Annotated in this window: 12 protein-coding genes; 1 reads left to right on the forward strand and 11 read right to left on the reverse strand. The window is 52.8% G+C overall.

Going from position 1 to position 12,875, the window contains the following annotated elements:
- Positions 1 to 12: 12 nt before the first annotated feature.
- From cheY to tar, 5 genes are read right to left on the reverse strand one after another with little or no spacing between them, the layout of a single operon-like run.
- Positions 13 to 402, reverse strand: coding sequence for a chemotaxis response regulator CheY (cheY, locus tag N0B36_RS06945; RefSeq protein ID WP_016153434.1), 390 nt, complete (start codon positions 400 to 402; stop codon positions 13 to 15).
- A gap of 18 nt (positions 403 to 420) precedes the next feature.
- Positions 421 to 1,470, reverse strand: a complete 1,050-nt coding sequence (locus N0B36_RS06950; RefSeq protein ID WP_016153435.1) for a chemotaxis response regulator protein-glutamate methylesterase — start codon at positions 1,468 to 1,470, stop codon at positions 421 to 423.
- On the reverse strand, positions 1,467 to 2,339 hold the full coding sequence (gene cheR, locus N0B36_RS06955) for a protein-glutamate O-methyltransferase CheR (protein WP_016153436.1): 873 nt from the start codon (positions 2,337 to 2,339) through the stop codon (positions 1,467 to 1,469). Before cheR ends, N0B36_RS06950 begins: the two co-directional genes overlap by 4 nt.
- Before the next feature lie 19 nt (positions 2,340 to 2,358).
- Positions 2,359 to 3,960, reverse strand: coding sequence for a methyl-accepting chemotaxis protein IV (tap, locus tag N0B36_RS06960; protein ID WP_181221643.1), 1,602 nt, complete (start codon positions 3,958 to 3,960; stop codon positions 2,359 to 2,361).
- Positions 3,961 to 4,003: 43 nt separating this feature from the next.
- The gene (tar, locus tag N0B36_RS06965; protein WP_049283065.1) at positions 4,004 to 5,659 is read right to left on the reverse strand and encodes a methyl-accepting chemotaxis protein II; all 1,656 of its coding nucleotides are present in this window, start codon (positions 5,657 to 5,659) and stop codon (positions 4,004 to 4,006) included.
- Between the two features lie 406 nt (positions 5,660 to 6,065).
- On the opposite strand from tar, the gene N0B36_RS06970 reads away from it, so the two are divergent.
- Positions 6,066 to 7,325 (forward strand): dicarboxylate/amino acid:cation symporter, encoded by a 1,260-nt coding sequence (locus tag N0B36_RS06970; protein WP_016153439.1) that lies wholly within the window; start codon positions 6,066 to 6,068, stop codon positions 7,323 to 7,325.
- A 75-nt stretch (positions 7,326 to 7,400) separates the two neighbouring features.
- Here the strand turns inward: N0B36_RS06970 and cheW are convergent, their stop codons facing one another.
- From cheW to flhD, 6 genes are all read right to left on the reverse strand, one after another.
- Complete coding sequence (gene cheW, locus N0B36_RS06975; protein WP_003034638.1) at positions 7,401 to 7,904, reverse strand: chemotaxis protein CheW; 504 nt, start codon at positions 7,902 to 7,904, stop codon at positions 7,401 to 7,403.
- 20 nt (positions 7,905 to 7,924) lie between these two features.
- Positions 7,925 to 9,979, reverse strand: coding sequence for a chemotaxis protein CheA (gene cheA, locus N0B36_RS06980; protein ID WP_259686232.1), 2,055 nt, complete (start codon positions 9,977 to 9,979; stop codon positions 7,925 to 7,927).
- Positions 9,980 to 9,983: 4 nt separating this feature from the next.
- Positions 9,984 to 10,913: a flagellar motor protein MotB gene (gene motB, locus N0B36_RS06985; RefSeq protein ID WP_016153441.1), complete on the reverse strand. Its 930-nt coding sequence runs from the start codon at positions 10,911 to 10,913 to the stop codon at positions 9,984 to 9,986.
- Positions 10,910 to 11,797, reverse strand: coding sequence for a flagellar motor stator protein MotA (gene motA, locus N0B36_RS06990; RefSeq protein WP_016153442.1), 888 nt, complete (start codon positions 11,795 to 11,797; stop codon positions 10,910 to 10,912). The genes motB and motA overlap by 4 nt, the downstream gene beginning before the upstream one ends.
- A 124-nt stretch (positions 11,798 to 11,921) precedes the next feature.
- The gene (gene flhC / locus N0B36_RS06995; RefSeq protein ID WP_085951062.1) at positions 11,922 to 12,506 is read right to left on the reverse strand and encodes a flagellar transcriptional regulator FlhC; all 585 of its coding nucleotides are present in this window, start codon (positions 12,504 to 12,506) and stop codon (positions 11,922 to 11,924) included.
- A complete protein-coding gene (gene flhD / locus N0B36_RS07000; RefSeq protein ID WP_016153444.1) occupies positions 12,503 to 12,844 on the reverse strand; it encodes a flagellar transcriptional regulator FlhD in 342 nt (113 codons plus the stop codon). Before flhD ends, flhC begins: the two co-directional genes overlap by 4 nt.
- Between the last annotated feature and the right edge of the window lie 31 nt (positions 12,845 to 12,875).

The raw sequence follows: 12,875 nt of genomic DNA on the forward strand, positions 1-12,875 counted from the left end.
ATTATCACACCCTCACATGCCCAGTTTCTCAAAGATTTTATTGAGTTTCTCTTCTAGCGTCGCCGCCGTGAACGGTTTCACGACATAGCCACTGGCGCCAGCCTGTGCCGCCGCAATGATATTCTCTTTCTTCGCTTCTGCCGTAACCATCAGCACCGGCAGGGCCGACATTCCGCCATCAGCGCGAATGGTTTTCAGCAGTTCCAGGCCATCCATGTTCGGCATATTCCAGTCGGAAATGACAAAACCAAATCCCCCAGCCTGCAGCTTATTCAGCGCGTCCACACCGTCTTCAGCCTCTTCAACATTGTTGAAACCCAGTTCTTTGAGCAGGTTACGCACGATGCGACGCATGGTGGAAAAGTCATCCACAACCAAAAACTTAAGCTCTTTATCCGCCATAAAAAATAAACTCCTGATTCAAATACGTATTGCCTGTCCGGCACTGATTTTCGCCAGCATTTGCTGGCTTACCTGGCTAAGATCGACCACTTCGCTTACGCCACCCATATTGATGGCCTCACGCGGCATGCCGAACACCACACAACTTGCTTCGTTTTGCGCAATGGTCCAGGCACCCGCCTGGTTCATCGCTAACATTCCGGCGGCGCCATCGTTGCCCATACCCGTCAGGATCACTCCCACGGCATTACGCCCCGCATGTTTTGCCACCGAATGGAACAGCACATCCACTGAAGGCCGATGCCGGTTAACCGGTGGACCATCATGAATTTTGATCTGGTAGTTCGCCCCGCTGCGCGCCAGTTCCATATGCTTGTCACCAGGGGCGATATACGCATGCCCTGGGAGCACGCGCTCCCCGTCTTCAGCCTCTTTCACGGTGATCTGACACAGTTTGTTCAGACGCTCGGCGAATGAGCGGGTAAATCCTGGCGGCATATGCTGGGTAATAAGAATACCGGGACTTGAAAGCGGCAATGGCTGGAGTACATGGCGAATTGCCTCTGTTCCTCCGGTTGAGGCGCCAATCGCTAGCAGTTTTTCAGAACTGAGTAACGGCCCCGCTTTCAAGGTCACCTGTGCCGTCATGGGTTTGTGGGCCGCCAGTTTTGCACGCGACGCGGTGCGGATCTTCTCAGCGATCATTTCGCTGTAGGCCAACATCCCTTCACGGATCCCCAACTGTGGTTTGGTGACAAAATCAATCGCCCCCAACTCCAGCGCCCGCAGCGTGACCTCAGAACCTTTACCGGTCAGCGAAGAGACCATAACCACTGGCATCGGACGCAGTCGCATCAGCTTCTCAAGAAAGTCGAGGCCGTCCATGCGCGGCATTTCCACATCCAGCGTCAGGACGTCGGGATTGAATTTTTTGATTAAATCCCGGGCAACCAACGGATCCGGCGCCGTCGCCACCATTTCCATATCACTGTGGCTGTTAATAATTTCGGTCATGATTTGACGCATCAGTGCAGAATCATCAACCGATAAAACCCTGATTTTACTCATGCTTTATCCTTACCTGGCGCATGCGCATACACCGTCTGTCCACGCAAGCTAAACTCGCGCACGAGGTTGCTAAAGTTTTCTGAATGACCTGCAAACAGCAGCCCATCTGGTTTAAGAAGTGGAACAAAACGGTGCAAAATGTCCTGCTGCGTCGTTTTATCAAAATAGATCATCACGTTACGGCAAAATATGGCATCGAAGGGGCCTGGCACGTTGTACTGCTTATCCAGTAAATTCACGCTGGAAAATTCAACATGCCCCGCCAGTTCCTGCCGAACGCGTACCAGTCCTTCATGCGGTCCGGTGCCGCGCATGAAGTAACGCTGTAGCTGCTGCGGTGACAGCGTCTTTAGCTCGTCAAGGCGGTAGATGCCGCTTCTGGCTTTTTCCAGCACTTCGGTATCAATGTCGCTGGCAAAAACACGCCAGCGGCCCGGAGCCATACCTAAGGTATCGGCGAGCGTAATCGCAATGCTGTACGGCTCTTCTCCGGTTGACGCCGCCGCGCTCCAGACACGGTATTCACCGCTGCGCCGACGAGCATGATCTGACAGCACTGGAAAATGATGCCCTTCGCGAAAAAACGCGGTCAGATTGGTAGTCAGGGAGTTAATAAAAGCCTGCCACTCAGCACTGTTCTGGTTAGCTTCCAGCATGCTGAGATAGCGACCAAAGTCATCCAGTCCCAGGGTTCGCAAACGGCGGACCAGGCGGTTATAAACCATGTCCCGCTTATGGTCGGCCAGTACGATCCCCGCACGCTGGTAGATTAATTGACATATCCGACGAAAATGCGCGTCAGACAGCGCGAGGCGCTGTGTCATCTGTAACAATAATGACGTTTGCCCAGGGGGCAGAGATGATGTCATAGCGCCTTCTCAATCACATTCAGGATACAACGGGCACAACCTGCGGCTGTGCCAATTCTTGTTTTGCTACGGTTTGCTCTTCAAGCTTAAAAAATGCGACACAGGCAGAAAGATTATCGGCCTGCATGGCAAGTTGTCCGGTGGCGGATGCGGCTTCTTCCACCAGCCCGGCGTTTTGCTGCGTCACGGAGTCCATCTGGCTGACGGCCTGCGCCACCTGCTCGATGCCTCTGCGCTGTTCATCAGAAGCAGAAGCAATCTCGCCCATGATGTCGTTAACCCGGGTAACCGAGCTGACAATTTCCGTCATGGTGCGCGCAGCCATATCAACCAACTGCGAGCCCTGATGCACTCGGGTGACAGACTCCTCAATGAGCCCCTTAATTTCTTTCGCCGCCTGTGCGCTACGGCTTGCCAGATTGCGCACTTCGCCCGCAACCACGGCAAAACCACGCCCCTGCTCACCCGCGCGAGCGGCCTCAACCGCAGCATTCAGCGCAAGGATGTTGGTCTGAAAGGCAATGCTGTCAATCACGCCGATAATGTCGCCAATTTTCTGCGAGCTCGCGGAAATCTCATGCATTGTGCTGGCGACCCGGGACGTCTGTTCGCCGCCTTTATGCGCTGTATCTGCCGCACTTTTGGCAATTCCTGACGCCTGGCGCGCGTTATCCGCATTCTGTCCTACGGTTGCGGTCAGTTGTTCCATGCTGGCTGCCGTTTGCGCCAGCGCGGCCGCCTGCTGTTCAGTGCGCGAAGACAAATCGTTATTACCCATCGCGATTTCTGAAATACCGCTATGCATGGCTGAGCTGCCCTGGCGTACTTCGCTTACCGTTTCACGCAGTGCCTGCTGCATCTTCTTCAGACTGGCAAAAATGGCTGAGATCTCATTGCGCCCATAAACCGCTACCGGCCGGGCCAGATTACCCGCGGCAATGCTGTCGAAATGACTGCCCACGATAGCCAGCGGCTGGACAATCATCTTGCGCGACCAGTACAGCGCACCGCTGGTGAGCAGTGCCGCCAGTACCACCATGGTGGCGAAAATCACCCCCGACATATGGTAATTTCGCTGGCTCTGCTCTCCTGCCGTTTGCAACACGCGATCGATGTTGCTCTGCCACGCATTCACATTTGCATCAAAAGCATCCTGAGCAGCCTGCACCGGCGCGGTCAGAAAATCTGACAACTGATTGTTTTCAAGCCAGGTGGCCTGATGCGCGAGAGCACTGTGCCACTGGCTGTAACTTTTCTCCGTTGCGCCAAACAGCGCCTTCCCTTGTGCCGTCGTATCCGATGTCGCCATAAAGCGTTTAAACATCAATTCAGACTGCGCCAGGCTATCACGTGCGAGGGTCATCAGCGTGTTGATATCCTCTGGCGGATAGCTCAGGGCGGTCAGCGTCCCTGCCTTATTAAGGGCCGTACTGGCCTGTAATAACACAGCGCGGGTTTGGGCCAGCGCAGCGCGTTGCTGATTACTTCGTTCGACCTGATTCAGGTTCTGAAAACCGTCCCGAAATGCCCAGAAGGACAAGCCATTACTGCCAATCTGCAAAACACCGCAGAGGATTAAAATCAAAAACAGCGTGGTCGAAATTCGAATACGATTAAACATCAACGCTCCCATTGGGCGGCACTGGCCGCGGTTTAACTATCAGTCAAAATGTTTCCCAATTCGTATCTTGCTCATTGTTCTGGCGCGGATAGGATGCAGCCGCCGTTGCAGGTAATCGTGTATCGCGCGGCTTAGCCGACGCCGGACGTGACGCAAGGCGGAAAGTCGACACCGACTGCGTCAGGCGGCTGGCCTGTTCTTCAAGAGCAGCGGCAGCGGCAGCCGATTCCTGAACCAACGAGGCGTTCTGCTGCGTAACGCGATCCATCTCGGATACCGCGAGCGCCACCTGATCAATCCCCCGGCTTTGCTCGTCGGAGGCCGAGGCAATCTCGCCCATAATGTCGGTCACCCGCGTTACGGCATTTACGATGTCGTTCATCGTTTCGCCTGCGCTTTCTACCAATACGGACCCGGTATCCACTCGGGAAACCGAATCCTCAATCAACGCTTTGATCTCTTTCGCCGCCTGCGCACTGCGACTTGCCAGATTACGCACTTCGCCCGCAACCACAGCAAAGCCACGGCCTTGTTCACCGGCACGCGCCGCTTCAACCGCCGCGTTCAGTGCGAGAATGTTGGTCTGAAAAGCAATACCATCAATAACGCTGATGATGTCGGCGATTTTCTTCGAGCTATCGGCGATTTCGTGCATGGTGTTCACCACGCTATCAACCACTTTGCCGCCATGCTGTGCGGTATCGGAGGCGCTTTTCGCCAGTTGCGAGGCCTGACGCGCGTTGTCCGCATTTTGCTTCACGGTTGCGGTCAACTGTTCCATGCTGGCTGCGGTCTCTTCCAGCGCAGAGGCCTGCTGTTCAGTACGAGATGAAAGGTCGGTGTTCCCGCTGGCAATTTCGCTGGTCCCGGAATAAATCGCATCAGAACCTTCACGTACCAGGGTGACGGTTTCCGTCAGCGAGCGCTGCATATGATCAACCGTACTGGCCAGCTCGCCGATTTCATTACGACCGCTGACGGCCAGGGTCGCGGTCAGGTTACCGCTGGCGATTTCCCGAATATGGGCAATGACGCGAGACAGAGGATTAAGCAGGGTATGGCGGATGCCGTACCACACCACCACCAGAATCAGCACCAGCACTACGGCCAGCACGCCAAGCTGCCATTGGGCGAAATGGTAATCCCGCGCACTTTTATCGAATGCCTGAGCGTAAAGCTTTTCGCTAACGCTGGCGTACTTGCCCAGCGCCTCACCGAGCGCGTTTTGCATACCCTGAGTCGGTTGCGCGAAATAGGCATCCATATTGCCGTTCTCCAGAAACTGAACCAGTTCTGTTAAGGCCGCATGGTACTGCTGATACTTCTCCTCAACGTTACCGCTGGCTTCTGCCATCTCGGGTAACGGTGTGATGTTTTTAAATTTTGTGTAATGTGTTTCGGCCTGCGCCAACGATGCTTTCGCATTCTTCAGCAGATCGTTTTTCGCGCTGCTTTGCTGGTTGGACGCGTCCATCATCATGCGTGCAGAAGAACGGCTTAAATTGATACGTGTTTGCAGCATCAGATCCCATGTTGAGGTGAGTTCACTTTGCTGCTGTCGAAGATCGTTAGAAATAACAAAACTTTGCTGATTCTGCTGCAATGAAGAAAACAACAGACCACCGGAAACAAGCTGTAGCAGTGCGAAAACCCCCAGCACCATCATCAGCATTGTGACAACGCGGATACGGTTAAACATAAGGCACCTTCCTGAAAACGAGTTATCAACGTTATCGGCAGTCGCTGAGATAACTTTACGTTTGCGAAAAGGAAATCCTGAAGGGACGTGAAGCCTCGCGGAAGGAGGGGAAGACGGGTGTACGGCAACCACAAATCATTCACATAAAAACGTCACAATTATCATGTGAATAACATTCAAATTTATCTGTGGGCGCGGTCATATGGGATGAAATAGTCATTATTTCGTGACCAGGATCACAAATACATATCCTCTGCACCACAACAAAATGGATAAAAAATTAAAAAAAGTTGTATCAGCTGGCGCTTTAATTCAATTTATATGATGAATACTTAGTTACCAATTAATAAATATAAAAAATGAGTAACCGAACAATAAATGTTAAATCCTTACTGAGGGCTTTTTAGTGGCAAATGCAAACAAACTCACGTTGTTTATCGTGATCTTCATGCTGGCGGGGATCCTGTCAGGGGCGGTGATCCACTCTTATGCCGCCCCCGGCGTAGTGACCGCCTGGGCCGATAATATTACGCTTCTCACCGACATCTTTTTGCGCCTGATTAAAATGGTGATCGCACCTTTAGTATTCAGCACCCTGACCGTCGGTATTATGCGCCTGGGGGAAACGTCCACCATCGGGCGCGTAGGCGGCAAAGCGATGATCTGGTTTATTAGCTCTTCCATACTGTCTATTCTGGTCGGTCTGTTTGTGGTTTCTCTTGAGCAACCCGGCAGCGGGCTGAACCTGGCGATCCCGCTGGAAGCCACTGATACCGGCCTGGCCGTGAGCGGCATGAGCCTGAAAGGTTTTCTGACTCACACCATCCCAACCAGCATAGCCGAGGCGATGGCCAACAATGAGATCCTGCAAATTGTGGTGTTCTCGATGTTCTTCGGTATTGGTGGCGCATCCCTTGGTGAGAAGTTCAATGCCCCGCTGGTTGCCGCGCTGGATGTGGTCTCCCACATTATGCTTAAGGTGACTGGCTACGTGATGTACGTTGCGCCGCTGGCCATTTTCGCCGCCATTTCCTCCGTTATCTCCACCCAGGGTTTGGGGATCCTGCTCAACTATGCGTCGTTCATCGGCGGCTACTATGTGGCTATTTTGCTGACCTGCCTGGTTCTGCTGGCGGTCGGTTATGTCATGCTGAAAAAAGAGGTTTTTCGTCTGGTAAGCATGCTGAAAGATCCGGTTCTGGTCGCATTTACTACCAGCAGCTCGGAAGCCGCCTATCCAAAAACGCTGGAGCAATTAACCAAATTTGGTTGCTCGCCTAACATCGTGTCATTTGTATTGCCTATCGGTTATTCATTTAACCTGGTCGGCTCGATGGTTTACTGTTCATTTGCCTCGATGTTTATCGCGCAGGCCTATAACATTCACCTCTCCTTTGCAGAAATCACCGTCCTGATGCTGACGCTGATGCTGGCGTCAAAAGGGATTGCCGGCGTGCCGCGTTCTGCGCTGGTGGTGCTGGCAGCAACCATTCCGAGCTTTAATATTCCGGTTGCCGGGATTCTGTTACTGATGGGTATTGACCACTTCCTGGATATGGGACGTTCAGCAATCAACGTATTAGGTAACGGGATTGCAACGGCGATGCTGGCACAAGATGAAGGTTTACTGGAAGAAGAACCGGAGCTGGTTGAGCGGGAAGCGTAAAGGGAAATCTGCCGGATGCGTTACGCGTGTCCGGCCTACAACAGCAATCATTGTAGGCCAGATACGGTATAGCGGTTACGCGACGTGACTGGCGGCAATATCCAGCAGCGCCATTTCTTCGCTATTGAGCAGCTTCTCAATGTTAACCAGGATCAGCATCCGGTCACCCAGCGCCCCCAGTCCCGTCAGGTATTCCGTCGACAGCGTTACGGCAAATTCTGGCGCCGGACGGATTTGATCCGTTGTCAGCGACAGCACATCCGAGACGCCATCGACCACAATTCCGACCACCCGCTGGCCCAGATTCAGCACAATCACCACGGTGTTTTCGTTGTAGTCCACATCGCTCTGGCTAAACTTCACGCGCAGGTCAACAATCGGCACAATCACACCGCGCAGATTGGTGACACCTTTGATAAACGCAGGCGTGTTAGCAATACGCGTCACCTGATCGTACCCACGGATTTCCTGCACTTTCAGGATATCGATACCGTACTCTTCATCCCCCAGTGTGAACACGAGGAATTCCTGACCTGACGGTTCGCCGGCCAGTTTAGTTACATTACTCATACCGGTCATATTATTCCCTTCTCACTCAATCAGGCGGCTGTGATCGCCACACGTTGTTCGCGGTTTAATCCCTGCAATGCAGAGACATCAACAATCAGCGCGACGCTGCCGTCGCCGAGGATCGTTGCTGCAGAAATACCTGGCACTTTGCGGTAGTTGCTTTCCAGGTTTTTGACGACCACCTGGTGTTGACCAATTAACTGATCGACCAGCAGCGCGTAGCGACGCCCTGCACTTTGCAAAATCACCACAATACCTTGAGTCGCTTCGGTTTTTGCGCCTTCAACCTCAAAGACTTTCCACAGCTCAACCAGCGGTAAATATTCGCCACGCACTTCCAGCACGCGCTCTCCTCCGGCCAGCGGATGGAGATCTTCTTCGCGCGGTTGCAGTGATTCCATAACGGCATTCAGCGGCAGAATAAAGACTTCGTCGGCCACGCGCACGGACATGCCGTCGAGGATCGCCAGCGTCAGCGGCAGCAGAATTCGGATAGTCGTCCCCTGTCCCTGTTTGGACTGGATCTCAACATGGCCCCCCATCTCCTGGATATTTCGCTTCACCACATCCATACCCACGCCGCGGCCAGAGACATCCGTCACCTGTTCAGCGGTCGAGAAGCCCGGGGCGAAGATCAGCATACCGACTTCGTCATCGCTCATGTTTTCGTGGATCGGCATCCCCTGGGAGATAGCTTTGGCGAGGATTCGTTCACGGTTCAGACCGGCGCCATCATCGGTGACTTCAATACAGATATTCCCGCCCTGGTGCTCCGCGGAAAGCGTCAGATTCCCGATTGGGCTTTTCCCGGCTTCAAGGCGTTTTTCCGGCAGTTCAATACCGTGATCGAGGCTGTTACGCACCAGGTGCGTCAACGGATCGATGATGCGTTCAATCAGGCTCTTGTCGAGTTCGGTTGAGCTTCCCACCTGTGTCAGTTCGACCTGTTTACCCAGCTTACCGGCCAGGTCGCGCACCAGACGCGGAAAACGGTTGAACACGTACTCCATGGGCATCATACGAATCGACATCACCGACTCTTGCAAGTCGCGGGCGTTACGTTGTAACTGACCCATACTGGTGATGAGATCGCCATGATTGACGGGATCCAGTTCGTTAGAACGTTGTGCCAGCATAGACTGGGTGATGACCAACTCACCGACCAGGTTAATGAGCTGATCGACCTTCTCAACCGCTACGCGGATGCTGGTTGACTCGCTGGCACGGGCGGGTTTGTCGCGTTCCGCACGTCCGTTTGGCGCTTCGCTGGCGGCGGCTTTCGCCGCTGGCGCAACGGCAACCGGCTGCGGCTTCGCGACAACGGCTACCGTTTCTGCTTCAGCTTCTGCTTCAGTTTCAACGGCTACCGGCGCTGCGCTGACGGTTTCGAATTCAATCTGATCAGCTTCAATCACAAAGCACAGCACCGCGATGATGTCATCTTCTGCGAGGTTGCCATCAAGCGTTGCTGACAACGTGTCGCTCCCTTTCACCACATCGGTTAAGGTCGCCAGGTTCCCCAGCTCCTCTTCCAGTAAATCCACTTCATTGGCTTTCAGGCGCGTGAGAATAATGCGTTTCTTGCTCTCTTCACTTGCAGACTCAGGCTGTGCAACCGCCTCTTCCTGCATTGCAGCGCTGTCAACAACGCTCAGTTTTGCGGTGTTGACGACTGCCGGTGCGGTTTCACCTTTCGCTTCGAGCGCTAGCTGTCGTAACGCATTACAAATGTACTCAAAGCTGGCGGCATCCGGCTCCTCTGAGTTTTTATAGGCGTCGAGCTGTTCCTGCATAATATCTTTCGTTTCCAAAAACAGGTTGATAATGTCGGCATTGAGCTGCATCTCGCCACGCCGCGCTTCATCCAGCAGGTTTTCCATCAGATGGGTCGTTTCCTGCAAAATGGTAAAGCCGAAGGTGCCCGCCCCGCCTTTTATCGAGTGCGCAGCACGAAAAATTGCATTCAGCTGTTCGGAATCCGGGGCTTCAGGAACCAAATCAAGCAGGTGTTGCTCCATGTCAGCCAACAGTTCGTCAGCTTCATCAAAAAATGTTTGATAAAAATCGCTTATATCCATGCTCACGCTATCACCTCGGATTGGCTGGTGGCGATGTGGGAACGCTTGCCGGCGGGAGTTCCGCTGGCTGTTGTAAGACACTTACCGGCTCATTCTGGCTTTCAGCGTTTTCATGCAAAATGGCCTCTTCCGCCTGCTTATTGAGAACCAGCAGGCTAATACGGCGGTTGATAGCGTCTTCAGGACCGCGATCGCTCAGACGCATCGTGGCGGCCATACCTACCACACGTAATACTTTTCCATCATCCAGACCGCCGCTAACCAGTTCGCGACGCGACGCGTTAGCGCGATCGGCGGACAACTCCCAGTTGCTATACCCTTTTTCACCATTGGCGTAAGGGTAATCATCCGTATGGCCGGAAAGGCTGATTCGATTAGGAATGCCGTTAAGCACTGGCGCTATGGCTCGCAGGATATCGCGCATATACGGTTCCACCTCAGCGCTACCGGTTTTAAACATTGGGCGATTCTGACTGTCGATAATCTGTATCCGCAGCCCTTCCTGAACTAAATCAATTTTCAAATGCGGGCGCAGCGCACGCAGTTTGGGGTCAGATTCAATCAACTGATCGAGATCGCCGCGAAGTTTGCTCAAGCGGCTTTGTTCCATGCGTTTTCTCAGATCATCGATATTCGGCTGCTTGTTCACCTCTCCCTGCTGCTGGGTGTAATCATCCCCGCCGCCAGGAATTGGACTTTGGCTATTCGAAATACGATTTCCCCCGGTTACCGCAGTAGCCAGCGGCGTACGGAAATATTCGGCAATCTGGATCAATTCTTTAGGGCTAGAGATGGAAATGAGCCACATCACCAGAAAGAAGGCCATCATCGCGGTCATAAAATCGGCGTAGGCGATTTTCCACGAACCATGCGCCCCACCACCGTGACCTTTATGCTTGCGTCGCTTTACAACGATAATGGGATGGGCCTGATTTTTCATGCGTCCTCGGTCGTCTGCTGCGCAGTTGGATTTCTCACCGCACGAACATGCTCTTCCAGTTCGATAAACGATGGACGTTCGCTGGAATACAGAGTCTTACGACCAAATTCGACGGCAATTGGCGGCGCGTAACCATTCAGATTGGAGAGCAGAGTTATCTTCACACACTGCATCATTTTGGTGGTTTCAGCGCTTTTCTGGCGCAGAACGCTGGCAAGCGGAGAAATAAATCCATAGGCCAGTAAAATTCCGAGGAATGTCCCTACCATGGCATGTGCAATCAGCGAACCCAGTTCAGCCGCCGGACGATCGGCAGAAGCCAGCGCATGGACAACCCCCATGACCGCCGCCACGATCCCGAACGCCGGTAATGAATCCCCCACCATCGCCAGACTGTTGGCCGGGACTTCGGCCTCACTTTCGTGCGTCTCAATCTCTTCATCCATCAGCGCTTCAATTTCAAACGTGTTCATGTTGCCGCTGATGATCAGACGCAGATAATCGACAATGAAATCAAGCATCACGGCATCAGCAAGAATGCGCGGATAGCTGGCGAAAATTTCACTCTCTTTGGGGTTTTCGATATCGCGTTCAAGCGAGAACATGCCCTGTTGACGTGACTTGGCCATCAGGCGATACAACAGCGCCAGCAGATCCATATACATCGCTTTGGTGTATTTTGAACGACGAAAAAGCATCGGGATGGCTTTCATCGTCCCCTTAATGGCTTTCCCGTTATTGCCGACGATGAATGCCCCAATACCCGCGCCACCGATAATCACCAGCTCAGCCGGTTGATAGAGTGCCCCAAGGTGTCCGCCGGTCATCATGTAACCGCCGAAAACTGTACCAATAACAACCAGGTAACCTAATAAGATAAGCACGACATCATCCTTTCGCAATTGACTATGACAGGATGCGCAGTCGGGCAGTTAACTCGAGGTCAGGACAAAAAAAAGCAGCGGTAATCGCTTACCGCTGCTGGAGTGTTTGTCCACACCGTATCAGTTAAACAGCCTGTTCGATCTGTTCATCCAGCAGTTGTGGAATAATATCGGCAGCATTCTGGGAAAGTTTACGTCTTTTTACGGCGCGTGATGGCGGTTGGCATAAACTGCAGGCAAAGCTGCCTGCGGGTTGGTGAGCGTGGGTAATAAAATTCCCACCGCAGCAATTGCATCGGGACAACTCCAGCAATCCGCTGTCGACAAAACGCACCAACGTCCATGCGCGAGTTAACGCCAGCAGTGGCCCTTCTTCTGGCTGCGGGCACTGCTCAAGATATAAACGATACGCTTTGATCACGGCATCCACGCCGCTGCACAAACCAGTTTTGAGCAGGAATTGCCATGCGTTGCAAAACATCGAAGCATGAATGTTTTGTTCCCACGTCATAAACCAGTCGGTGGAGAAAGGCAGCATCCCTTTTGGCGGAGGGCTGCCGCGTAATTCTTTATACAGCTTGATAAGTCGGCCACGGCTTAATTGCGTTTCGCTTTCCAGCATTTGCAAACGGGCGCCCAATGTGATTAATTCCATTGCCAGCTGGATATCACGCGCTTCCTGAACAATGCTTTTTTCGCTCATCATCAAGCCCTTTTCTTGCGCGCTGCTTCATCGATGTCGCTTAACAGTCGCGTTGAAAGCATGATACCGGTATGAATTTGCTGAAGATCGTCAACGCGGGAGTCTTGCGTCAGGCGAGTAACGGTCTGGTGATCGTCGAAACGGAAATGACAGACCAGTTGGTTTGTTTCAGCCAGTTTGACCATTTGTGGAAGTGTTAATGTTGCCAACGTGTCCGCCATTTCTTCGCTGATACCAAGGCGAAACATCGCAGATGCTTTGTCCTGAACGATCAAACGCTGTGCAAGCAATAAATATGACAAATTGATGTCATAGATGTGTTTCAGCAACTCGGATGTATGCATTATTTGCATCCATAATAACCAACATTGTTTT

Origin of the sequence: Citrobacter sp. XY323, assembly GCF_025106035.1 — a bacterium.
Classification (GTDB): Bacteria; Pseudomonadota; Gammaproteobacteria; order Enterobacterales; family Enterobacteriaceae; genus Citrobacter; species Citrobacter braakii.